A 24397-nucleotide genomic window follows, 5' to 3' on the forward strand; every position below is an offset into this window, starting at 1 on the left:
GTTGATTGGTCATGTAACCGTCAAGTCGACCCTATTATTTCGGGAGTGCAAAGATCAAGTACAATCGCCTGCATCGTTCATGCAATAAAAAGAAGCGCTACTCTTGAAGCAGCGCACCGGTTAATGAATAAATGTTCAATGATTATTCCATTCATGAGCCAACATTCCATAAACTACAGAATCAACGTAATGATCATACAACCATTCTGATTGTCTAATACATCCTTCATTTATAAACCCTAATCTTTCTGGGATGTTTCTACTTTTTAAATTTCCTACCGCAGCTCGAATTTCTACTTTGTTAAGTTTTAAGTCATTAAAAGCATAACTAGTTAACGCTTTCGCTACTTTTGTCACTATTCCATTCCCTTGATATTCTTCCCCGAGCCAATAGCCTATAGATGCAGTTTTGTTTGACCAATTTATTCTGTTGAACCCTGCTATACCAACGATTTCCCCCTTGAATAAAATGACTGCATTTATGCTCTTATTTTCTGCAAAATCTTTTAAACACATTTTGATAAATTCTTGTGTATCTTCAAGTTTAGTCGTAAAATCCAACCAAGGAAGCCATTGTCTTAAATAATTTCTTGAATTATTTGTTAGGTTAAAAACACGATCCGCATCTCTTAATTCAATTAATTTTAGCGAAACATCCTCATCAACTTTATGTATAAACATTTTATCCTCCCCTAAAATGGTTTATTGTCCGATAACGAAAAGAATTGATCAGCCAATTGCTCTTCTGATATGACTTGTAATCCATTTCTTTTAAGTAAGGCAGTAGTAACTCCATTTCCAATCATTTTCTTCCCCTTAAATTGTCCATTATAAATAAAAGAACTACCGCAGGATGGACTGTTTTCTTTGAGAACTACTATCGTCACATTGAGTTTTTTAGCTTTTTCTAATGTAGCATAAGCTCCTTTTATATAAAGTTCGGTTACATCCTTACCTGATTTATCAACTACCTTAGCCTTTTTGTCCAATACATCGTCTCCATCACCGCCTATTATTTCAGCAGGTTCTCTTGGCGTCGAAAATCCACCAAGCAATTCAGGACATATAGTTACAGCTTGATTGGTTTCTACTAATTTATTTATCTTACTATCTAAGCTATTCGTGCCGTTATACCTAACATTTAACCCTGCTAAACAAGAACTGACTAATATCATAAACTACTCCTTTTTAAATCAACTATAAACTATTAAATGCCAACTGATTGCTATAACTTGTGATATTAGGTTGTTCATATCTCCTTATTAAATCTTCCCATCAAAATGGTATTATAGTAATTTCCGTCAGATAATAAGTCTTTTTTTAAAATACCTTCCACTTCAAACCCTATTTTTTATAAAGCTTTATAGCCTTATCATTGGTTTCAAAAACATTCAAAGTTATTTTCTTAACTTCATTCATTTAAGTCTGCCCAATGAATAGATTAATGGTTTTTCCCTATCCCATTTCCCCAATATCCTTTTAATACACAAACCCCAAATTCTACTTTATGAACACTTCGTTTCAACCAGTTCCCTTCACACCTTGAAAATCCAACAATTTTTTTATTCACTTCAATATAGTATTGCAAACCGTTAACTTGATTACACATTACTACTTTATAGTACAAAAAAGGCGCTACTTGCTTGTGAAGTGCACCCGTTATAAATAATTATTTGTATGTATTAGACTTCGAACTTCGAACTTCGATTTCTATTAACTCTATGTTCTATACTGAAATAGACCAAAGCAATGAGAAACAAAATACTTGAAAGAAGTAGAACAATTCCATTCCATTCTCCATTAAAAACGGTCACATTAACCAGAGTAATTGTGTGCATTCCTATGATAAGAATAAACAAAATAGAGTAGGTTTTCAAAAAATACCTCCAGTAAAAACTTTTTTAACCAATTTTCAAGATTATAAAAATTAAATATAATCCTGAAAACCGATTGTACACTGCTATTATTTGTATAAAACCGCAATGTTACCTTCTATCAGAAAAGCAAAATAGAAAATGAACCATTAAAAAATAATTGCACCTATTATACCACTTGCTAACTAAGTAAAACATTCCTCTAAGAGCAAATGCCCATGTATAGGAGTTGAAGATTTTATAGATAATCCCTGCCCCACTTGCAGCCACAGCCGCACCTACTTGATGAGCTGCAAAGATCCATTTAGAGCTTGCACTTTTTGTTGAAGAGATGTCATAAATGTAATGAGTTGCTGCCGGTCCAATCATTGTTCAACTGAAATGGAGAAGGAATCACCTCTACCCTTATTGAAACATATCCGAGATTCAAGTTGGCATTCTTGTTCATCCAATTCAAACTGATAGTTGAACATGTTCGTTACCCACTTTATTGACTAAGCACCGTCCTTTGCCAAAGGGAATACATAATGGTGTACCAAAAATAGGGTCACTCATCACTTGGCATTCCATTCGAAACACCTCTTTAACTAGATTACACGTAATTACATCTTCAGGCCTGCCTTGAGCGAAAATCGTTTTATTTTGAACAGCTACTATATGATGGGCGTAACGGCAAGCTAAATTTAAATCATGCAATACCATGACAATGGTCCGCTTCTCTTTTTCATTTAGCTCAAATAATAAATCAAGAATTTCAATTTGATGCGTCATGTCTAAATAGGTCGTCGGTTCATCTAATAGAATGGTATCTGTATCTTGAGCTAATGTCATGGCAATCCATGCTCTCTGCCTTTGTCCACCAGAAAGAGAATCTACTTGTCTTTCTGCTAATTCGCTCATTTGAGTTGCCTCTAATGCCTCGTTAACTTTCTGCTCATCCTCTTCAGACCATTGCTTTAACCAACTTTGGTAGGGATAACGTCCTTGTTTTACTAGCTGTAAAACCGTTAATCCCTCAGGCGCTTTTGGACCTTGAGGTAGAATAGCCAGTTGCTTGGCGATTTCTTTCGTTTGCATCTTGTCTATAGACGATCCATCAAGAATAATCGATCCTGTTTGCGGCTTTAATAATCGTGCAAGTGATCGTAATAGAGTCGATTTACCACACCCATTTCCCCCGATAAAGACTGTAATCTTGCCATTAGGAATTTGTATATCAAGGTCCTCTATTATAATCGACTCGCCATAACCAAGCGTTAAAGATGATGTTTCAAGACTCATGAAGATCTCTCCTTCCCCTTTATAAATTTCTATGTTTGTACAATAAGAAAATAAAATAAGGAGCACCTATAACTGCTGTAAAAACACCAGCAGGAATTTCGCTCGGACCAAAGCATACTCTTCCAATTAAATCAGCAACCAAAACTAATATCGCACCTATTAACGCAGAAACAGGAAGTAACGCACCAAAAGAAGAGCCTACAAGCTTCCTAGAAATATGTGGAGCAATTAAACCGACAAACCCAATTCCGCCTGCAAATGCAACTCCCCCTGCTGCAAAACCCGTACTTATAAGGAGAAACATGATTCGATATCGTCCGACTACACTCCCGATTCCTGTTGCAATGGAATCGCCTAACTCTTGTACATTTAGATGTCTAATAACCATGGCTAATATGATGATTAAACAAAAGGTCCAAGGTAATAAAATCGAGACATTTTCCCAACTAGCCCCGTATATAGAACCTGTAATCCAAATATTGGCTTGGCTCGCTCGGTAAATCGGTCCTAAAATCATAAGTAATGTCGTTAAGGCTTGCGCTAATGCGGACAAACCAATCCCAATTAAGACTAACCTGATTGGAGACACACCGTTCTTCCATGCAAGAATATAAATGAATAGGGCAATAGCCGTAGCACCTATAAACGCAGCTAAAGGCATCCATTTTATGCTTATTGTCAGCGCATTGTTTTCATCACTAAATATCGCTAAAAAAGAAACAACGGCAACTGCCGCACCTCCTGTAATTCCGATAATATCCGGGGACGCTAACGGATTTCGTACGATTCCTTGTAAGATTGCACCAGAGATGGCCAAGGAAATTCCAACTAAGACCGCAACGATAATTCTTGGTAATCGAAACGAATTCACAACCACCTTATCTAAATCTTCCCCATAACCAAACCATGCCTTAATCACATTAATTGGACTAATTTTCATATCGCCCAATCCTGCACTGAGTAGCGCCAGTACGATGGTTATAGAAATAAGTAAAAGAATGACGACAATACTTTTTCGGTCAATTAAAAAGGAAATGTTTGCTTTTTCAAAGCGTAATGGAATATATTTTTTGGATTTCACGATTTAGTCAACCCCTTACGTGCTATATAAATGAAAAAGGGGGTCCCAATAATTGCGGTCATAACTCCTACAGGCACCTCTTGTGGCATGATGACAAAACGTGCACTAATATCTGCTAATAGTAACAAACACCCTCCGACGATCGCACAGTAAGGAACCAACCAGCGATGATCAATCCCGACTAGAAAACGAGAAAGATGCGGAACCATGATGCCGACAAAGCCAATCGGACCAGCGATTGCAACTGATCCACCAGCTAATAGAATAATAATGACAGCTGAAAAAATTTTAATGACTCCGGTTCGCTGGCCAAGACCTTTTGCAACATCCTCCCCCATTGATATTAGATTTATGTGTCGGGCAATGATCAACGAACCAACCCAAGCAATAGTCATATAAGGTAAGACTATTTGTAAGTACTCTAATTTTCTTCCTTGCACCGACCCCGCTAGCCAAAATAACACTTCCTCTAATGCTTTTTCATTTAAAACCAGCACTCCTTGGGTTAAAGAAGAAAACAAAGCCCAAATGGCCGCTCCGGCTAAAGTAAACTTCATTGGAGTTAATCCTTCTCGACCTAAGGATCCAATCGAATAAACAATGATTGCTGCGACCGCTGCCCCAGCAAAAGCAATCCAGATAAAAGTCTCTAATGACGTAATAGAAAAAAAGGATACAGCAAACACAATAAAAAAGCTGGCTCCTGCATTTATTCCAAAGATTTTGGGATCTGCCAATGGATTTCTCGTTAATGCTTGCATCAAGACACCAGCAATCCCAAGACTTGCTCCAACCGCTGCAGCAATGAGCGCCCTCGGCACTCTCACTGTTTGGATGATTAGGTGCTCATTTGAACCATCAAAACTTGTATAGGCTTCAATAGCCATCTTCCATGTCGTATTGGTGTAGCCATAAACAATACTGAGACAAATTAATAATAGAAAAAGAATGGTTCCAACAAAAAGTCCCAAAATTTTTGTGGAGTTTGTTTTTAATAACATAATTGTGACTCCTTTTACCTTGCACGATCTTCAACTTTTGGTTTCTCAAAATATGAATCTAATTTTAAGTCTATTTTAACCATAAATTATTGTCAATGATTTTGAGAATCATTTTCGATTGGCTATTGACATGCTTTAACATTAAATCTATCATAATAAACGATAATGAAAATTATTATCAATTATATATTACGTGGAGGTTTTTTTATGTTAGTAAAACTTATGAAATTCATTCTTTATGCATTTATGCTAGCTTTGGTCACAACATTAGCTGCTTGCGGAAATAGTTCCGAAAAATCTGCAACAGAAGCTTCTGACTCTCAAGTAGAGAATACAGAGGAAACAGGATCAGTAGAAACTGAAACATCATCGTACACAGTAGAACATGCTATGGGCCCTACTGAAATCGAAGACACGCCAAAGAGAGTGGTCATTTTGACCAACGAAGGAACAGAAGCGCTATTAGCATTAGGCGTAACACCCGTTGGAGCGGTTTCATCTTGGACAGGTGACCCTTGGTATGATCACATTAGTGAGCAAATGGAAGGTGTCCAAGAAGTAGGAACAGAAAGTGAGCCAAATCTTGAAGCGATCGCTGCTCTTAAACCAGACTTAATTATTGGTAACAAGATGCGTCAAGAAGCCGTATATGAACAATTAAGCGCGATTGCACCAACTGTATTCGCTGAAAGCCTACGTGGAAATTGGAAAGTCAATTTTGAACTATATGCCGAAGCATTGAACAAAAAAGAAGAAGGACAGCAAGTGTTAGATGATTACTTTGATCGTATTGCTACCTTCCAAGAACAGGCCGGAGACCTAGTAGACTTAGAAATATCTATGGTTCGTTTCTTAGGAGGCGATGTTCGAATTTATCAAAAAGATTCGTTCTCAGGGGTAATTCTTGAAGAAATTGGATTTGCTCGTCCTGAACCACAAGATGTTGATGAATTCGCGATCATGGGTGCAACAAAAGAAATGATTCCAGACATGGACGGTGACATCCTTTTCTACTTCACCTATGAAACTGGTGATGGCGAAGGATCAAAAGTAGAAGAAGAATGGCTTAATGACCCATTATTCCAAAAATTATCGGTTGTAGAAGCTGGAAATGCTCATAAGGTAGATGATGCCATCTGGAATACAGCAGGTGGGGTTATTGCTGCAAATCTAATGTTAGATGATCTAGAAAACAAAATACTAAATTAAACAAAAAAAAAAATGTCCCTTACATAAATTGTGAGGGGATTTTTTTTTGTTTAATTAATCTATTGCTATTACATTACAAAAAGTAATTTAAAATCACTTATATAAGTTTTGACATTCTCTCCAGTAACTTTTCCCGTTTTTAAAAGCTCCTGATTGTGAAAACAAAATTAACATATACGATCAAACTAGTGTAACCAAAAGGACTAAATAGTTTAGAGGGCATCTATGTTTTGTCCAATAAATGACATGTTTGAATATCTAAAGACCATAATCCAGAATTGAAAACAACATCTGATTTAGTTATTTCAACTTTTTTATGAAAAATTGGACCGTCCAAAACAAAAGTATGGTACTCCCCTAACTCGCCCATCACGCAACTATCAGTTTGATGAATCTCGTCATAAAAACTCCAATCAAGAGTTCTACCAGCCCATGTTTGGTCAAAATATTTAGTAGAAGCCCGACAAACTACAGAATGAAAACCTTGTGATATAAAATCATTTAGAAGTTTAGAAGAGTCGGTTTGCGAAATCCAAACAGGGAATAGAGGCTCAATTCCTGATTTATATGCCACTTGCTCATTCCACTTTCTATCTTCTTTTGAATATAAACTCCCGAATACAATAGCTTCTACCCCAAATTTCTCTTTTAAGTGGGAAAGTGACCTTTTTAGTGATAGCTCATATTCTCCTGCTGAATCTACCAAAATTAAAGGCAATCCCAATGCATAAGCTTGTAATTTTAAAATTTCTAACTGTATGCCATGTGCGTGATTTCGAGCATCTTTTTCTGAAACCATAGATAATAAACAAATAACCTCATAGTTTTCTTTTATTACACGATATAAAGCAAGACAACTATCTTTCCCACCACTCCAGCAAATAGCTACCTTTTTTCCTTTGTTTTCTTTCAATTTCCCCACAACCTTTTAAGTGATTTTTCTGTGAATATCTTATCATGAATTAGACATTTAGAGGCGTTATCGTCATTAATAGTAGCTCCTATTGCGTTGAGTAGATAGAATTGGCAAGCTACCTCCCCCCTTGTTAACTAGCAAACTCCCATAATCCGATTTAACGAATAAATGCTGGTTTCTTCGTTGACAGAGCACCCATTAAAATACAGGGATGCATGTTCAACAAGTTTTGTGGTAATTCTTGCTGAACAAAAAACTGTACTATTGCAGATGCACGAACACTACTTCATAAAATGAATGTACAATGGTCTTAAACTAGTCCAGGTTTTCTCCGTTCAAACAGACACTCCTTCTGGAAATAACCCAGAAGGAGTGTCTGTTAGGATCTAAATCAGTAGAACACACCTTGCATTCATCACATACTTTTACCAAATTCAATCTGACGTCCCACCCAATAACTCTCGCGTCTTCTCTAATATCTCTTCATCCTTCAAACGAAACTTAAATTCTACTCTTCTAGAAGCCTGATTACTATAATTTCCTGCTTCATCAGTCCGCCCTTCGGTATAAGACCTTCCGTTGACCGTCAATTTCGTTTTTAAATGTTCTTGAATGTTTTTATAAGGGAAATCTTCACTGAGGATATACTCCGCTACACTGAAAGCTCTTTGTTGCGAGAGTTCTAAATTGTATAAATAACTCCCGTGTTTATCAGCGTGACCTTCAATGATGATTTCTGAAATATAATCTTCATAGCCATTTTCGAGTAACACATCTAAATAGGCAGGGACAAATTCATCTAAAAACTCAAATGCCTCTGGCTTTAGGACAGCTGCATTAAACTCAAACAAAATATCCGTATTAAAGATCAAGGCACCCGTCTTCTCATCAATCTCAATCTTTAGATCCGAGTCACCAAATTCTTCATTGAGGTCCTGAATGATATTGACTCTAACCCCCATAATTTGATCGATTGTTTTTTTCATTTCCTCAATTTGAAACGATTTTATCACCATCATGATAATAAAGATGAGAATAAAACAAAGGAGAATCGCTGTTAATAAATCGGTAAATGACGGCCAGAAGTGACTTTCCTCTTCTTCGCGATGAAATAACCGTTTATATTTATTAATCATTGGTTCCAACCCTTATTCGACTGCTTTTCCTAATCGGATCTTGGGAAAAGGAATGAAGCTGACGGTTCAACTGTTGGATTTCTTGACTCAGCTCTTGGATCGTTTGCTGCATGTAACGGGCATTTCGTAGATGGCTTTCTTCAGTTATTTCCCCTATTTGCTTAAACTCTCTCTTCATGGCGTCGTTGATATCGACTACATAATCGCCAATGTTTCTAGTGGTCTTTTCTAATTTATCACCAAGGGTTCCTTCTAAAGTCGCAACATATCTTGAGAGCGTATCCTTTAGCACCCCTACGCTTGACTCCATCTGATTTTCTCTATGAGTAAACGCATCTGTCATTTGTGTGATCGTACGATTGATGTCATTCAGTAATTGCTGATTATTCGTCCCTAGTTGTTCATAGAAACGGGAGGCGTCGTTCAAGTATTTTTCATAGGCTCCGGAATTGGCTGAATGAACTTTTAAATGATTGTAAAATTCATGATTGAATTGCTTCAATTCGTCGAAACGGTTTGACAGCAGATTTTTATAGTCTCCTTGCGCTCGATTAATCATTTCTAACTCATCAGGTAGGCGCTCGATGGAGTGGCCAAGTTTATAAAAATCATTTCGTAAATCACTTAAATACGTATTAATGCCCGATAATTTAGAGCTTACATCGTCTCCAAATATCCGTTCAAACTGTTGATTGTTGTCCTTCATGGTTTTGACTAATTGATCACTCTGTGCGTTCATCCGATCAAAGGATCCATAAATCGATTCCTGTCTCCCCGCAATCGTCTGGAAGTAGTCTTTCAAATCGACAACCGACTGTTGGAACTGATTCATCGTTTCAATTTGTGAAGTGGATAATTCATCTATCTTTTTATACGTTTCCGTAAAGGCACTCGTCATCTTTTCATTTCTTTGATCCATTTTATAAAAGTAAGAGAATAATTGATCAAAATTCTTATTGAGCTTTTTAACTCCTTTATCAAAGCCTTCTGTCATTTCTTTGACACTATTAAAAATGATTGTGAAATCCTTGAGATTCGCAGAAAGCCCTTCGTTAAACTTCGCTAAATCCTTCGCAGATTGCTGCAACCCAACCGTATATTCTTGAAAGCCTTCAAACGATTGGACAATGCTCTGCAAGGATTCTTGATTGCTTTCCCGAAGCTGCACAATCGACGAATTAATCGTTTCTGATACGTCAATGAGACGAGCCATTGCATCTTGTTCGTTCTCTTCTAAATAAGATTCCGTTTTTAACATAATATCGGTTAATAGATATTCCGTATTCGCTACTCGAGTCACAACAGTCATGATCAACGACAATCCCATACCAGCAATACTCGTATAGAACGCCACATCAATCCCAGCAAGAACCAATGCCACATTATCTACAAGCTGATCCCCGGTTGCATCAATGCTACCAAGCGACATAGCAAGTCCAATGAAAGTCCCTAATACACCCACTAAGATAAAAATAGACACCGTCATCTGAATCATTTTAATGAGGCTGACAACCGGAACATGAAACACACGCCAAGCGGAAAACTTCTTTTGAATAAAGGTCTCTACTTTCACCGATTCCTGTTGATTTTTATATTCAAATTCCCCTTTAAACGTATTGATCGGGGCAATTTCTAATGAATTCGTCTCATTAATAAAATGACGAATTCTTCTTAGCTTGCTATACAAAAGAAAATGAACGAAAACGGCTACGACAAAGGTGACAAACAACACCATGAAGATCAATTCGATCATTGGATTAGATACAATCGTTTGGGCTTGCTGTTCACTCGTGAAAAATGTCAGAATCGCTTCAACCATTAAATAACCCCCCTGCCCATATTCGGTAACTTGTCACTTTCATCTTTGTTTATAGCTATTCAGAGGTGGGACAAATCATGCATGGAAGTGATGAGGAGTTTGCGAGGACGTTTTGAATTATTAACTGACAATAAATCAACTAGCTAAAGGTATTTACTATTGTTCACCACAAAAAAATCCTCCCACACCAATATCGTGCAGAAGGCTCTCCTTTAGTCATTCCTTACCAGGAACACTCATCTCTCTTGGTGACCACCAACATATAGCCCTGTAAGAATGTATGATCCTCTACAGAGCACTACCTTTCCTATTTTTTCACAGTCAGATATTGCTCCCGGATTTTAGGTATCTCTTCCATTTTTTCAAACGATTTCATAGCAAATCGAAAGGTAATCATTGAAACCGGGGCAATGATTACGAACACGGCCATTGGCATATAGTAAAGGGTTATGACTGCTCCAATCCACATAAGAATAATCGCAAAGCTTGTTTTCCCATCTACAAATGAATATGTAAATGCTTGTTTAATAAGCGAAAAACCTTTTGCTTTATAATGAACTAGTACAGGTATTAAGAAAGAACTTGTAAACATATAAAGGATGAAAACTAGCGCTATTATGACAATAAATACAACCTTTAAATTACTTGGGATTAGTAGAAAAAAGTAAACATCTAAAACTAAAATAGAACCTAAAATAAACCATGAAGTTCCGACCACAAATCCTTGTTTTAGAAATAACCGATATTCATTCATATAACACCTTATGACACTATGTTCCTTATACAAATGCCACTTTCTTATTACCCCATACATGGCAGCTGTGGAAGGTCCAATCGTAAATAGCGGCATCGAACAAATAACCCATAAAAAATTTAGAATAATGATATTTGTTACAGTTCTCAAAAATGATGCGGTTTTTCCATCCCAAGGATTCATGTTAATCGCCCTTTCTTACTTCCAAGTAGATTCAATATGATGTATGGAAACGTTTGATAAATGAACTTCCCCATCTGTTGCAGCCCACTCTAACGTGTACGTTTGTTCAGATGGATAAAATAATTCTGTCATAACACTACTTCCTTGATTGACGAACAGTTCAATTGAAGAAGTATCAACGATTAGTTTAAAATCCTTTAATTCTTCGAGCAGCATTTGATCCATACTAGCAAAATGCTCAGAAAAGGAAACATTGCCACTTTTGGTTCGATCCACTCTTATTTCTTGTTTGACCCGATCAAATACGACTTGAAGTTGCTCTCTTTCCCCTTTAAGCGTTAAAGTTAAAGAAGAAGAGTTATTCTCCTTCACTTTTGCCTCAACCATTACTTGAAGATCTTTTAATTCGATTTGTTTAGGCTCTAAAGGTAGCAGAGCTAGATTATCATTTAGTCGGATTGTCTCTTTATATAAGGAAGAAAGATCAATAGAGTTCTGAACTAGCTTTAATTCATTGTTTTGCCTACGTAATTTCAACTTTCTAGGAATAGACATCACACTTCTAAAAGGATTTGTTGGAACTTGGTTGGCGTATTGCCAATTGCTCATCCAGCCAATCCAGACAGGTTCAGACACATTGCTCCATGTGACTGCGGCATAAAAATCACGTCCGAAATCAGCCCATTTTACGGTATCCTTTTCATCATCGCACGTAAATGTTGTTCCATCAAAATCACCGATGAAATACTGTATGGCTGACCCTCCATTTGGTCCACCTGGGTTCATACTGACAATTAACACCCATTTTTTATCTTGCTCTCTTTCAACCTCTAGTTGAATCAAGTCTGGGCATTCCCACACACCACCATGTGCCCCGTATTCACTACCAAAAGTGGATAGAAACGTCCAGTCAATTAGGTTAGGAGATCGATAAAATTGAATTTGATCTCCGCATGCGAGAGACATAATCCATTTCTGTGATCGTTCATGCCAAAACACTTTTGGATCTCGGAAATCTTTGATCCCTGGATTCTCAATAACGGGATTACCCTGATATTTCGTCCATGTTCTTCCTCTATCATTTGAATAAGCAATACTCTGCTTTTCATTATCTTCTCCATGATGTGTATAGATGGCTACCATTACGTCCTCTTGATCGGATGTTCTTAAACCACTAGTGTTTTGCTTATCTATAACCGCGCTTCCTGAAAAAATTTGCCCTAATTCATCCGGGTAAAGAGCAATCGGTAATTCCTCCCAGTGTAAAAGATTTTTACTTATCGCATGTCCCCAGTGCATAGGTCCCCACACACTGCTGTGCGGATGATATTGATAGAATAAGTGATATTCTCCTTTGTAATACACCAAACCGTTCGGGTCATTCATCCAATTTTCTTTTGGACTAAAATGGAATTGTTGACGAAATTGTTCATTATACATCATTAACACCTCAATTCATTTATTTTCTTTCCAATTCTCCTAAATCTGCTACTATTCCATAACCTCCTTTTATTGTAGTTAAAATGGCAGCCACACGATTGGCAAAATGCAACATATCGACTAAATCCTTGTTTGTTAACTCCACTTTTTCAATAAGAATTTGATTATAAATGTGTGCGCACTTCACTATTTCTTTAAATAGGATCCAAATACATCACTACCTACTTGTGAATGGCCCCCCTTTTGCTTCACAAGAATACTGATCTAGTCATCGTGAGGACGTAAATCGATGACTAGTTTGCCTAATGAACCGTATCGTAAATGTTACTTTCTCCTTTTTATCCTTTTACCCCACTTGAGGTGATTCCTTGTACATAATAACGTTGGAAGAATATGAAAATTAAGATGACAGGAATCGTCGTTAACGTTAATGCAGCCATGATTTGACCGTATTGGATATTGTTATCTGTAAATAGATACTGGATTCCAATTTGAACCGTTTGAATAGATTGATCCGTCGCAACAATAAGTGGCCACATAAAATCACTCCAATGGGTTACAAATGTTAAGATGGCAGCTGTTGCAAACACTGGTTTTGAATTGGGAACCACAATCCGCATAAACGTTTGAAAAGGTGTAGCTCCGTCAATTTGAGCAGCCTCCTCCAATTCCTTAGGAAATCCCATGAAAAATTGTCTAAATAGAAATATATTAAAAGCAGAGGCAATAAACGGGACAATGAGTGCTGGATATTGATTGATCCATCCAAAATTATTAACGACAATATAAAGTGGAATTAATACACTTTCAAACGGAACCACATATAAAGCAATGATGACAATTAAAATAAGATCGCTGCCAGGAAATTTTAATTTTGCCAGAGCATATGCGCAAATAGAGTTCACAATTGTTCCAAGTATGACGATCATACCTACTGTAAAAATACTATTTTTCAGGTAATGAAAGAAATTGATATTATCTGAGAAAAGGATCTTTGAGTAGTGTGCAAATGTTACTTCTTTAGGAATAAATGCTTCGAATCCCATATCCTTAAAAATCATCGTTTCAGGTTTTATGGAGGCGACAATCATCCATAAAAGTGGGGCAATGAACAAGAATCCAAGCACGAGTATGGTAAGAGTGATACCCATTTTCCTTAATTTTTTTTTCGTACGCTGTGTCATCGTAAATCAACCCCTTTATTGTTTTAATACCTTTTTGAGAATTAAGGACGTGATTATAACCACAAGGAAAAACACTACAGCTATCGCCGACGAATACCCAACATCTCTAAATTGAAAGCCATTTTCGTAAAGCATGAAGACAAGTGTTTTCGTTGAATCACTTGGTCCACCATTTGTCATAACATATGGTTGTATAAATAGTCGAAAGGCTTGAATGGTCGTAATAATCAGGACGAAACCTGTAACATGTTGAATCGATGGAAGAGTGACGTTACGAAACTTTTGCCACGCATTCGCTCCATCAATATCCGCTGCTTCATATAATGTATCAGGTACATCTTTTAATCCCGCTAAGAAAATCATCATTTGAAACCCTGCAGCCTGCCAAACTGACATAAAGATAATCGAGTTCATCGCTTGATCGGGGCTTAATAAAAACGGTTGATTAGGGATTCCAAACATATTTAAGGCACTGTTGATCAGTCCATTATTTACGTTATACAGAAAGGTCCATAAAATGGCTACGACCACCATCGAAGTTACGACAGGACTAAAGAAAAACACACGTCCAACAGATGCCACCTTAACCTTTTTATTGACCAGTATCGCTAATATTAGCGCCACTGCACATTGAAGGGGAACAACTATAGCTGTGAAGTATAGGGTGTTTTTTAATGCTGTAAAAAAGATCGGATCTTGAAACAGTCTGATGTAATTATCCAAACCAGTAAAGGTCTTAGCGCTCGGGTTGAGCATATTGTAGTTCATCAAACTATAAATGAATGCTAAAATCACTGGTAATACCAAGAAAGTAAACATAAGGGCTAGGGCCGGAAGAGAAAACAACACTCCAAGTATTTTCTGTTGACGTTTATACGTCGTTGTACTTTGCCCTTTTCTTAATAAAGGAACTGCTTTACCTTCCACCTTGGAAGTCAACATGTTACCCACCACCTTGTTTTGTATGAAAAGAGGCAATCTCAACTGATTGCCTCTATGAATTTATCCTATTGACGTGAAATATCTGTATTAACTTCGTTTGCTACTTTATCTAATTCTTCCTGAACGTCTCCACCAAGGAAAATATTTTGAACAGCTTGCCCATATCGTGTTGACAATACAGGATATGAAGTCGTTGACGGTCTTGGGTGTGCCGTTTTGAGGACTTGATCTTTTAAAATGTTAAGAGGGGCTTCATTCCACTCTGCCATTTCATCAAATGAAGACATGCGTGCTGCCGGTTTATTCCCTGCTTCAGCCAATTTAATGATATTTTCATCGTTCATGATGTAGTTCAAAAGAATGGCTGCTTCTTCTTTGTGTTTCGTATCTGTTGAAATTCCCCAGTTCCAATCTCCTGACGGTGATACTTGTTCCCCATCGTTACTTCTTGGGTAATAGGTAATTCCCCATTCCGTATCAGGATAGTCCTGTAATTTGTTCCATTGCCATGAACCCATTAACATCATAGCTGCGTTTCCATCTTCAAATTCAGTAGGTGTCGGTTGTAAATTTACTAATCCCTCAGTGGTAAACTTCTGAAGGTATTCTAGTGCTTCCACCGTTTTAGGTCCATTCACGTAACCATCAACAGTTGAACCGTCTTCAGCAATAAAACTTCCCCCATTACTCCAAACAGTTGGTCCTGTGAAATAGATAATCCATTCACCATAGTCTAGTGTCCAGTTTACCCCATAGATGCCATTCTCTTTGTCTGTTAAAGTCTTAGCTGCTTCATAGAATTCATCCCATGTCCACGCTTCTTCCAATGTAGTAGGTGGTGTAATTCCTGCTTCTTCTAACATTTTGACATTATAAAACAATGCGACTGTTGATTCTGTTGGTCCAACCGTATATAGATTCCCATCAAATGTACCTTGTGTAATAATCGATTCGACAAAATCATCCTGATTTTCTACAAGTCCATCAATTGGTTGAATGATTCCAGCCTCTGCATAGTTTGCGACATTCGGGCCATCTAATGCGACTAGATCAGGTAATGTATTGCTTGTCGCACCTGCTGAAATTTTATCTTCATAGGCATATTTATTACCTCTTGGAATAAATGTAATTTCTGCCTGCATTTCACCTTCATACTCTTCGTTGAATTGTTCAATCACTTGTTTATACGTTTCTGACATATCTCCTTCTGGATGCCATAATGATAATGTAACTTCCCCACCATCTGATGGATTATTGCCACTTTCTGTACTAGCCGTATCATCACTAGAAGAACATCCAGTAGCAAATGCTGCAGCCGTTAATAATGTAAGGATACTTAAACCAAAACGTTTCATGTAACTTCCCCCTCTAATCTTTTTAATGTTTGCGTTTACAACATTGAATACAGTTTTGAATGATTGATTACTTTTGGCTTCCCCCCTTTTTTGTTTCAATTTCTTATAAGGTCATTGTATATGTATTTAAGCGCTTTCAAAACGAGGTATATCTTTGATTTTTGTTCAAATTCTTACTGTATGTGTCTTAATAAATCGTTACATCATGAGACACAAAACGCTCTTAGGACATAAGAAGTTTTCACCCTTAGCAGCTTCTTTATGTGGGATAACAAAAGTAACCCATCCTCAACTTTGGCACACCCTCTTGGATACCACCTTTTACACTTCCCCCTATTTACTCTTTGTCTTCATCACTAACCACTCCTGACTTTTAGAGTATCTTGCCTTGTTATATTAAGGCTGTTTTCGTATACTTTGTTGTTTTTATGGCTTACGGTCCTTCACATGTTCGTTCCATTGCGCTCCAGCCACTCGCTTTCTTGCTAAGGAGGTGCCGAGCCTCCTCGGCTGCGCCTGTGGGGTCTCGCCCCTACCTCTGCATCCCGCAGGAGTCGAGTGACTTCCGCTCCATTTCACTACGTGGAAAAACTATTTCATAGCAACAATCATTACGAAAACAGCCTATGTTAAAAATTAAAAAGAGCATTACCGATGTGGTAATGCTCCCTTTTGTTAGAGTTTAATTCAATCCATATATTCAATTTGAAATTCTGTAGAAATTAAAGTCATATCATCCAAATTCCAATCAAAGATTAATATAGCTGATTGATCTGATTTATGCGTAAGGAGTCGTTTACCATTTTTAATAACCAAGCTTTCAGCATTCCAAAAAGAAACAGACTTATCTTCACCAGTACGATTACACACAAATATAGGCAATCCAGTATCAAAGGATCTTTGTTCCCACTCACCGTTTGGTCCGTGTAAACCTGGCCCCCAAGAAGAGGGAGCAACTAGAATTTCTGCCCCTTTGTTCAATAATGAATCAGCGATGCTTTTTGGATAGGAATCTGCACAAATCAACACACCAACTTTTACATAGCCCAAATCTATTGATTCAATGAACTCACCTGATGTAGACCAATTATCTACCCTTGCCAGCTTTTTTTGTTTTCCTACCAATTCACCTTTCTGATTAATGACAAAAACGGAATTGTAGAGTTGATTATCTTGTTTTTCTGCACAACCAAGAAATACAGTCGCTTTTACCTGTTCCACCATATTAGAAAAATGAGTCATCCATTTATCGGGTTGTTCTTTGATCCAATCCGTTCCAATGATATGAGTAAACTGTAATCCGCTACTAGCTAATTCTGGTGTTATCATCCAATCTACTTCTTTTTTTTCAGCAGACTTTACGGCTCTTTCAATAAGATTTTGATTATATAAAACATCACCAGCAATCAGTTTTAAATGTAATAAGGCAATTCTTATTTTTCTCATTGGTTAACTCCTTTCGCACTATTTCAACATTTCTCCTACGATGATAGCGAGAAGGATGATTAATACTGCTGCTGCCTATAACTCTCAAACATTAGCTCTAACCTCTCAAGGTAAGCATCAACATCACGATCGAAAAAGAATCGCTGTGAAATTTTTCTGAAATCCTCCTCAGCTGCTGTTCCTCCAATCCAATAGTGGTTTGGCCAATTCACTGATTTTCCTTGGTTTATACGATCAGCCAACAAAATGACCCCCTCCGTGTTCATTTGGACGCCTTTAATGGCACTAATATTTCCCTCATAATCGGAGAACTTTTGCGCATTTTCCTTTTTAACAAGAAACTCCAAGAACTTTTTCGCTTCTTCCGGATATTTAGTATCTGCTGAAATGGCAAAACCACCATCTACTCCTCCAAGTACTTTGTTTCTTTCTGGATCAGCTGTTACCGGGAATGGAAAGATACCATAATTGAAATTCGCATCTAGCTTCTCAAGATTGGGTATCTCCCAAACTCCAATTATACTCATCGCTCCTTCTCCATTGATGAATGCTTGATTTAATTCAGCTCCCTCTGTACTAAATGAATTCTCTTGAGCGAAGTCTAAAATCTCTAACATTTGGTTAGAGATTTTAATCCATCTATCGTCTTCTGACAGGTCTAAATGATTCTTGTTTAGTGTCTCCCAATATTGACTGTCGAACGTGTTGGCTACTAATGATAGATTAAATACGCTTATTCTTTCTAAGTCTTTATTCGCCATTAAAATCGGTTGTTGGCCTGTTTCTCTTAATTTCTTTAAGGTTTCTAGAAACTGATCCCATGTTGTTGGAATATCAAGCTTCAATTGAGCAAAAAGATCTTTATTATAAATCACTCCAACTGCATTTTGTGATAAGGCGACTCCATACATCCTATCCCCAATTAAATAACGATTTTGAATAGTAGGATCGATTTCCGCAATAAAATCCTCATGTGTTAGATCTAATAGATACCCTTTTGTTGCACGTATGACATAATCTTGTTCGATTGGATACGTAATAAAAATATCAGGTATATCCCCACGAGCAAGCCGAGTCTTTAGCACTTCCATGCCACCTGGAACACTTACTTGCTTCACTTCTATATCAGGATACTCTGATTCAAATGCTTCAATCATCTCGTCAAAGAATTCAACCACGTTCATTTTCGTCTGAAAGAATTCAATTTGTTTCTTCTCTTTTTCCTGTTGAACATTCTCCTCCAACGAACATGCGCTCAAAAATAAACTAGTTATCACAATACAACTTAAAATGTGCCTTTTTTTCATTTTGAGCCCCCCTTAATAAGAAAAATTAATCCCCTCTTCGAAATTGACTCGGAGTGACAGACAGACGTTTTTTAAACACTTGACTAAAATATCGTTGATCACTGTAACCCACCATATGGGCAATTTCATAGTTTTTAAGATCTGTTGTTTTTAGCAGTACGCAAGCATGTTCAATCCGAAGATTTGTAAGATATTCTAGAAACGTTACTCCTGTTTTTTGCTTAAATAAAACGCTAAAATAACTTACACTAAAATCGACTTCTTCAGCGACCGATTCGATGCCAATTTCTTTTGTGAAGTTTTCCTGCATGTACAACTTCGCTTTTTGAATCGCTGCATCTTGGGAGTATTGGGAATGAAATTCATTTTTTATATCTCCTTCTGAAACCAATTTCATTTTTAAAAAGGAAGCAGATTCAAGCAATTTACAAGTCTGCTGATAAGACAGGTACAAGTTGTTTATTCCTTTGACCTCTTTCCCTATTGCTATTTTCACAAGTATACCTATCTGATCACTTAACTCCCGCATCGTTGACTTAACCTTATGATCCAATGTAACGTCCTCTTTATAATGCGTATATACGAGCACATAGCTTGTACGATCAAATTTATAGAAGAAAACGTCTGTGAACCTTTCTAATACTTCTTGGTCTACCCACTCCTTCAAATGTTGTTCATCACTGTCCGAAGGTTTATTAAACTCTATTTTAACAATGACATATGTCTGATCGTCCTTTGTTGTACTTCCTAGTGTTAGCGCTTCGTAAATGCCATGTTTGCGATATTCATACTTTTTATTTTGCTCGCCTTCATATTTTATAATAACTCTACGTAAACAATCTTCTAACTCTTCATGGTCTATCGGCTTTAAAATGTAATCGAAAGCGTTATGTTGTAACCCTTCTTTTGCATATTTAAAATCGTTGTATCCACTTAATAAAATCACTTCCGGTTTAGATGGAAAGGTTTGAACCCTTTTTAATAATTCAAGTCCATTCATTTCTGGCATACAAATATCGGTAATAACAATTTCGGGTTGAATATCCTTAATGAGAGAAACCGCATCCTGTCCATCATTTGCCGTTCCAGCAACCTCACAATTAATAGCTTGCCAATCAATGATTTTCTGTAAACTTTTGAGAATGAGCGATTCGTCGTCGACTAGTATCACTTTATATGTCATTTTGTTCACCCTCACTTAGCGGAAATGTAAGCTTAATCGTTGTTCCCTTCGTCTCCTCCGAACAGATCATCAAGCCGTAACGTTCTCCATAAAAAAGTTTAATCCGTTCTTGAACATTCATTACTCCACATCCGATGTTCTGATTCGAGATGTTATTCCCTTGATTACATTGATTAAAGGTGGCAAGGACATCCTTAGTAATCCCTACTCCATTATCTTTAATAAAGAAAAAGCCGCCACTGTTAGAGATGCCTCCTCGAATCGTAATAACCCCATCTGTCTTATTACGGTCAAACGCATGAATTAAAATATTCTCCACCAATGGCTGCAGTACGAGTTTTAACATATGATAGTGCTCTAGCTGTTTATCGATTTCAATTTCAAACGTAAACCGTTCATTAAATCTAACTTTTTGAATCTCCATATAACTTATGACATGACGCACTTCATTACCGATCGTCACTTTATCATCTGTATTAATACTAATTCGAAGTAGCTTTCCAAGATTGATCGTCATTTTACTGATGTCTCTACTTCCATGTAGCACCGCCATTGAATTGATTGACTCAAGCGTATTATATAAAAAGTGTGGGTTGATCTGATTTTGTAATACTTGAAACTCTGCTTTTCTTTTTCGTTCCTGTTCATTTTTCACCCGACTTAACAGGGTGGATATTTCCTCTACCATTCGATTAAAGCCCATCGCTAGTTGATTTAACTCTCTTACAGAAAACGCTTTCATCCTTGTGTTCAATTGTCCCTTTTCTATCTTTTTCATATTCGATTGAAATTCTGTAATAAAATGGATAACTTTATTTAAGAATATTTGTTTAAAGCAGATGACGAACACTGATACAAGAATCACTAAGAAAATGGTTACATGACGAATCACTCTTGTTTCATTCGTAATGAAACTCCAAGGTTTGATCGATATGAGAAAATAGTCGGAAGGAACGTTCTCATTAAATTGAATGGGAATGAACGAAATTAAACTTTTTTCATTATCCCAATCATCAATTAAGGTCCCAGATTGACTGACCTCCATTCCATTTGGAAGATCAACCGACTCACCAATCATTTGATGATGGACACTATAAACAATCTCTCCTTTAGGATTGACAATCATTTCCTGTGATCCTGGTTGTTGAAGAGCCTTAAACACTTCATCTAATCGATCCAGTTTCACATCAAGAATCAGATATCCGATGTCACTAAGGTTGTTTATATCTTTAATGACACGTCCTTGCGAGAAAATGAGATTCTCATTTTCAACAAACTTATCTCTATCAACAGTCGAGATCCACACAGGCCGTCCTTCTTCGCCTACCATCATCTTGTAAAACTCTGATTCCTGAAATTGTTCAAACGATGGGGTTAGCGTTCTCTTAAAACTATAAACTTGTCCGGAAGCACTATAAAGAACTAAATCATCAAGTTTTGACTGACCATATAGCAGTCCTGCAATTGCCTGGCCTTGATAATAAAAATCCAACAATGACTGCTCATCATTATGCTTAATAAAGTCTTGAACTTCTCTAGAAGAGGTAATGTAATCGGATAGCGTGTTCACCTCAGAAGTAATCATATTTAAATTAAGATCTAACGCATTTAAAGTTTGTAACGTCTCATCGCCCACCTTGTTTTTTAACGTTGAGGAGGTTACATGGTACGAAACAAAACCTAATATAAAAATAGGCATTAAAATAAAAAACAAAAATGCAATGAGAATTTTCTTTTGAAATTTCATAAAAACCCCTATTGTCCTAAATAAATTTGTGTTAGAGAAATACTATCATACGAATAGGATCAAGTATACAAGGTATTAATGGGATATGAACGACGAACTAAAAGACAGACAAACATCATTTATACAATATAACCATCATTCATTACCGCAGTGAATAAACATCCTATCCATTTTATCGTATTTGAAATAATGTGCTGTTCATACGAGGCATTCTTTTGATTTATGTTTAAATTATTATTATAAGAGATGTCAGACCTGCTAAATAGATTCAGAATAAAAGTGGACTCCTTTAAAAGTTGAAAAAGCGCGTCATCATTATCACTTACAATGATGATAGACTTTCCCTGCGATTATCAAATATACCAATCAAGATTCCAACAGATCCCCAAAAAAATGTAAGATAATCTAATATGAACTACTACGAAAAAACAACATTTTTTTTGTTAATAGTGCCAATTGTCTGTTTTTTAAATCACCTATAAACTAATAGAAACCATATAAAAGGAGTGGATGAAATGGCAGGAATTGTATTGCGTAATGTTTTTAAGACCTATGACAAAAATGTACATGCTATAACAGACTTTAATTTAGATGTTCAAGACAAAGAATTTATCGTTTTTGTAGGTCCTTCAGGATGTGGAAAATCAACTACCTGACGAATGATTGCTGGTTTGGAAAAAATCTCTCAGGGTAACTTATTTATCGATGATATTTATTCAAATGATTTAGCTCCAAAAGACCGTGACATTGCAATGTTTTTTCAAAATTACGCACTTTATCCACATAAAACCGTTTTTGAAAATATGGCTTTCAGCTTAAAAATCCGAAAGATGGATAAAGACGAAATTAATAGACGCGTTCACGAGGCCGCCAACATATTAGGTCTTCAGTCATTTCTTCATCGCAAACCAAAAGCTTTGTCAGGAGGACAACGTCAACGCGTTGCTTTAGGCCGTGCGATTGTTCGAAATCCAAAGGTATTCCTTATGGATGAACCATTATCAAACTTAGATGCAAAACTACGTGTTCAAATGAGAACGGAGATTTCTAAGTTACACCAAAAGCTCCAAACAACAACGATCTATGTAACACATGATCAAACTGAAGCCATGACCATGGCAACAAGGATTGTCATAATGAAAGACGGAGTGATTCAACAAATAGGAACACCTAAAGAAGTTTATGAGTCCCCTCGTAATCTTTTTGTCGCTGGCTTTATCGGCTCACCCGCTATGAATTTCTTTGATGCTAGCATTAGTGAAGATGGTTTTGTAACGATTGGAGATACAAGATTAAAAGTCCCAGCAGACAAAATGGTACTTCTAAGAAGCAAAGGATATGTTAATAAACAGTTAGTTTTAGGGATACGACCAGAAGACCTTCATGTTAAAAAGGATTTCATTGCAGCAAATCCACAAACAACAACCACTGTTACTGTCGATCTTGCAGAGTTATTAGGGGCTGAAACATATTTATATAGCAACCTTAACGAACATACATTTATAGCAAGAATTGGACCAGAAACTATAATAAAAAATGGAGAGCTGATTGAGCTAGGTTGGAATATGAACCATTGTCATTTCTTTGATAAGGATACAGATTTGAGAATATAATATAAAACATTAATTTTAAATTACATGTTACACCTCTAACTTGTATTATAACGTTATAATACGATATAATGAATGTATTAACATACGAGGAGGTGTACAATGAAATTAAATAGCTCTACCTCTCAACCCTTATATATTCAGTTAAAAGAAATTATTAAATCAGATATAAAGTCGGGTCAATACACATCAAATCAACAACTCCCAACAGAAACCGATCTTTGTGATCAATATTCTGTTAGCCGAATAACAGCTAGAAGGGCCATCACTGATTTAGTAGAAGAAGGTTTTCTAGAACGAAGACAAGGAAAAGGAACGTTTGTGAAAAGAAGATCTTATAAACGCGAGTTAATTTCTGTAAATGGGTTTTCGGAACATATGTTACAAGTAGGTAGAAAACCTCGCTCTCAAGTTTTGTCCTGCCTTATTATTTCTGCAAATGAAAAAACAGCTGATTCACTGTCTATATCAACGGGAGATCCGATTCTAGAATTGAAACGAATCAATTACATCGATTCCGAGCCATTCGGATTAGATACATCCTATTATTCTTTAACGCGGTTCCCTAGATTAGAACGATATATCACACAGTCAGATTCTACTTATCAAACACTTTCCACACATTACAACATTGAAATTGCTCATAATTCAAGAATCTTAAATGTTGTGTTTGCAAATCATAATCAGGCCGAACTCCTCAATTGTGATTTAGGTACTCCCTTATTCTATACAGAAAAGATTGCCTACGATAAAGATATGATTCCTATACATTCATCTTCACTTTATATCCAAGCAGACAAAGCCACATTTACGATCAACACTTCTAACCTTGGAAATAAATAAAGAAGTCATTGAGAATCATTTATAGGCATGGATCCGTATCTTAGACCGGATTCATGCCTTCTTTATGATGAATAGAACTGCCATTT

General features: G+C 36.7%; 19 protein-coding genes and 2 pseudogenes. 3 read left to right on the forward strand and 18 right to left on the reverse strand.

Going from position 1 to position 24397, the window contains the following annotated elements:
- Window positions 1-135: 135 nt before the first annotated feature.
- The 6 genes and pseudogenes from PQ474_RS17805 to PQ474_RS17835 all read right to left on the reverse strand — a co-directional run bounded on the left by PQ474_RS17805 (window position 136) and on the right by PQ474_RS17835 (window position 5237).
- Window positions 136-681 (reverse strand): GNAT family N-acetyltransferase, encoded by a 546-nt coding sequence (locus tag PQ474_RS17805; RefSeq protein ID WP_273846061.1) that lies wholly within the window; start codon window positions 679-681, stop codon window positions 136-138.
- A gap of 11 nt (window positions 682-692) precedes the next feature.
- The gene (locus tag PQ474_RS17810) at window positions 693-1175 is read right to left on the reverse strand and encodes a 2-thiouracil desulfurase family protein (RefSeq protein WP_273846063.1); all 483 of its coding nucleotides are present in this window, start codon (window positions 1173-1175) and stop codon (window positions 693-695) included.
- A gap of 74 nt (window positions 1176-1249) precedes the next feature.
- Window positions 1250-1609 (reverse strand): annotated as a pseudogene (locus tag PQ474_RS17815) (GNAT family N-acetyltransferase).
- A gap of 718 nt (window positions 1610-2327) precedes the next feature.
- Window positions 2328-3155 (reverse strand): ABC transporter ATP-binding protein, encoded by an 828-nt coding sequence (locus tag PQ474_RS17825; protein ID WP_273846065.1) that lies wholly within the window; start codon window positions 3153-3155, stop codon window positions 2328-2330.
- Between the two features lie 19 nt (window positions 3156-3174).
- Window positions 3175-4236, reverse strand: coding sequence for a FecCD family ABC transporter permease (locus PQ474_RS17830; protein ID WP_273846067.1), 1062 nt, complete (start codon window positions 4234-4236; stop codon window positions 3175-3177).
- Window positions 4233-5237, reverse strand: a complete 1005-nt coding sequence (locus PQ474_RS17835) for a FecCD family ABC transporter permease (RefSeq protein WP_273846069.1) — start codon at window positions 5235-5237, stop codon at window positions 4233-4235. The genes PQ474_RS17830 and PQ474_RS17835 overlap by 4 nt, the downstream gene beginning before the upstream one ends.
- A 207-nt stretch (window positions 5238-5444) precedes the next feature.
- On the opposite strand from PQ474_RS17835, the gene PQ474_RS17840 reads away from it, so the two are divergent.
- The gene (locus PQ474_RS17840; RefSeq protein WP_273846071.1) at window positions 5445-6446 is read left to right on the forward strand and encodes an ABC transporter substrate-binding protein; all 1002 of its coding nucleotides are present in this window, start codon (window positions 5445-5447) and stop codon (window positions 6444-6446) included.
- 223 nt (window positions 6447-6669) lie between these two features.
- Here the strand turns inward: PQ474_RS17840 and PQ474_RS17845 are convergent, their stop codons facing one another.
- The 12 genes from PQ474_RS17845 to PQ474_RS17900 all read right to left on the reverse strand — a co-directional run bounded on the left by PQ474_RS17845 (window position 6670) and on the right by PQ474_RS17900 (window position 21858).
- Complete coding sequence (locus PQ474_RS17845; protein WP_273846075.1) at window positions 6670-7359, reverse strand: Dph6-related ATP pyrophosphatase; 690 nt, start codon at window positions 7357-7359, stop codon at window positions 6670-6672.
- Between the two features lie 437 nt (window positions 7360-7796).
- Entirely contained in the window at window positions 7797-8498 is a 702-nt protein-coding gene (locus PQ474_RS17850) for an OmpA family protein (protein WP_273846078.1), read from the reverse strand.
- A complete protein-coding gene (locus PQ474_RS17855) occupies window positions 8491-10317 on the reverse strand; it encodes a MotA/TolQ/ExbB proton channel family protein (RefSeq protein WP_273846080.1) in 1827 nt (608 codons plus the stop codon). The genes PQ474_RS17850 and PQ474_RS17855 overlap by 8 nt, the downstream gene beginning before the upstream one ends.
- 307 nt (window positions 10318-10624) lie before the next feature.
- On the reverse strand, window positions 10625-11254 hold the full coding sequence (locus tag PQ474_RS17860; RefSeq protein WP_273846082.1) for a YesL family protein: 630 nt from the start codon (window positions 11252-11254) through the stop codon (window positions 10625-10627).
- Between the two features lie 15 nt (window positions 11255-11269).
- Window positions 11270-12694 carry a glycoside hydrolase family 32 protein gene (locus PQ474_RS17865; protein ID WP_273846084.1) on the reverse strand — a complete coding sequence of 475 codons (1425 nt, stop codon included), beginning with the start codon at window positions 12692-12694 and terminating at the stop codon, window positions 11270-11272.
- 338 nt (window positions 12695-13032) lie between these two features.
- A complete protein-coding gene (locus tag PQ474_RS17870; protein WP_273846087.1) occupies window positions 13033-13878 on the reverse strand; it encodes a carbohydrate ABC transporter permease in 846 nt (281 codons plus the stop codon).
- A gap of 15 nt (window positions 13879-13893) precedes the next feature.
- The gene (locus PQ474_RS17875; protein WP_273846089.1) at window positions 13894-14820 is read right to left on the reverse strand and encodes a carbohydrate ABC transporter permease; all 927 of its coding nucleotides are present in this window, start codon (window positions 14818-14820) and stop codon (window positions 13894-13896) included.
- A gap of 65 nt (window positions 14821-14885) precedes the next feature.
- On the reverse strand, window positions 14886-16175 hold the full coding sequence (locus PQ474_RS17880; RefSeq protein WP_273846091.1) for a sugar ABC transporter substrate-binding protein: 1290 nt from the start codon (window positions 16173-16175) through the stop codon (window positions 14886-14888).
- Window positions 16176-16862: 687 nt separating this feature from the next.
- On the reverse strand, window positions 16863-17621 hold the full coding sequence (locus PQ474_RS17885; protein WP_273846093.1) for a carbon-nitrogen hydrolase family protein: 759 nt from the start codon (window positions 17619-17621) through the stop codon (window positions 16863-16865).
- Window positions 17622-17680: 59 nt separating this feature from the next.
- The gene (locus PQ474_RS17890) at window positions 17681-18928 is read right to left on the reverse strand and encodes an ABC transporter substrate-binding protein (protein WP_273846096.1); all 1248 of its coding nucleotides are present in this window, start codon (window positions 18926-18928) and stop codon (window positions 17681-17683) included.
- A gap of 25 nt (window positions 18929-18953) precedes the next feature.
- On the reverse strand, window positions 18954-20111 hold the full coding sequence (locus PQ474_RS17895; RefSeq protein WP_273846099.1) for a response regulator: 1158 nt from the start codon (window positions 20109-20111) through the stop codon (window positions 18954-18956).
- Entirely contained in the window at window positions 20101-21858 is a 1758-nt protein-coding gene (locus PQ474_RS17900) for a sensor histidine kinase (protein ID WP_273846100.1), read from the reverse strand. The genes PQ474_RS17895 and PQ474_RS17900 overlap by 11 nt, the downstream gene beginning before the upstream one ends.
- Before the next feature lie 515 nt (window positions 21859-22373).
- On the opposite strand from PQ474_RS17900, the pseudogene PQ474_RS17905 reads away from it, so the two are divergent.
- Window positions 22374-23471 (forward strand): annotated as a pseudogene (locus PQ474_RS17905) (ABC transporter ATP-binding protein).
- Window positions 23472-23570: 99 nt separating this feature from the next.
- Window positions 23571-24311, forward strand: coding sequence for a GntR family transcriptional regulator (locus PQ474_RS17910; protein ID WP_273846102.1), 741 nt, complete (start codon window positions 23571-23573; stop codon window positions 24309-24311).
- Window positions 24312-24397 lie beyond the last annotated feature (86 nt).

The sequence above is a fragment of the Halalkalibacter alkalisediminis genome (assembly GCF_028610705.1).
GTDB lineage: Bacteria > Bacillota > Bacilli > Bacillales > Bacillaceae_D > Halalkalibacter > Halalkalibacter alkalisediminis.

Coding starts and splice junctions, on each gene's coding strand:
- PQ474_RS17805 (WP_273846061.1), bottom strand. CDS start 681: ATGTTTATACATAAAGTTGATGAGGATGTTTCGCTAAAATTAATTGAA.
- PQ474_RS17810 (WP_273846063.1), bottom strand. CDS start 1,175: ATGATATTAGTCAGTTCTTGTTTAGCAGGGTTAAATGTTAGGTATAAC.
- PQ474_RS17825 (WP_273846065.1), bottom strand. CDS start 3,155: ATGAGTCTTGAAACATCATCTTTAACGCTTGGTTATGGCGAGTCGATT.
- PQ474_RS17835 (WP_273846069.1), bottom strand. CDS start 5,237: ATGTTATTAAAAACAAACTCCACAAAAATTTTGGGACTTTTTGTTGGA.
- PQ474_RS17840 (WP_273846071.1), top strand. CDS start 5,445: ATGTTAGTAAAACTTATGAAATTCATTCTTTATGCATTTATGCTAGCT.
- PQ474_RS17850 (WP_273846078.1), bottom strand. CDS start 8,498: ATGATTAATAAATATAAACGGTTATTTCATCGCGAAGAAGAGGAAAGT.
- PQ474_RS17855 (WP_273846080.1), bottom strand. CDS start 10,317: ATGGTTGAAGCGATTCTGACATTTTTCACGAGTGAACAGCAAGCCCAA.
- PQ474_RS17860 (WP_273846082.1), bottom strand. CDS start 11,254: ATGAATCCTTGGGATGGAAAAACCGCATCATTTTTGAGAACTGTAACA.
- PQ474_RS17865 (WP_273846084.1), bottom strand. CDS start 12,694: ATGTATAATGAACAATTTCGTCAACAATTCCATTTTAGTCCAAAAGAA.
- PQ474_RS17870 (WP_273846087.1), bottom strand. CDS start 13,878: ATGACACAGCGTACGAAAAAAAAATTAAGGAAAATGGGTATCACTCTT.
- PQ474_RS17875 (WP_273846089.1), bottom strand. CDS start 14,820: ATGTTGACTTCCAAGGTGGAAGGTAAAGCAGTTCCTTTATTAAGAAAA.
- PQ474_RS17880 (WP_273846091.1), bottom strand. CDS start 16,175: ATGAAACGTTTTGGTTTAAGTATCCTTACATTATTAACGGCTGCAGCA.
- PQ474_RS17885 (WP_273846093.1), bottom strand. CDS start 17,621: ATGAGAAAAATAAGAATTGCCTTATTACATTTAAAACTGATTGCTGGT.
- PQ474_RS17890 (WP_273846096.1), bottom strand. CDS start 18,928: ATGAAAAAAAGGCACATTTTAAGTTGTATTGTGATAACTAGTTTATTT.
- PQ474_RS17895 (WP_273846099.1), bottom strand. CDS start 20,111: ATGACATATAAAGTGATACTAGTCGACGACGAATCGCTCATTCTCAAA.
- PQ474_RS17900 (WP_273846100.1), bottom strand. CDS start 21,858: ATGAAATTTCAAAAGAAAATTCTCATTGCATTTTTGTTTTTTATTTTA.
- PQ474_RS17910 (WP_273846102.1), top strand. CDS start 23,571: ATGAAATTAAATAGCTCTACCTCTCAACCCTTATATATTCAGTTAAAA.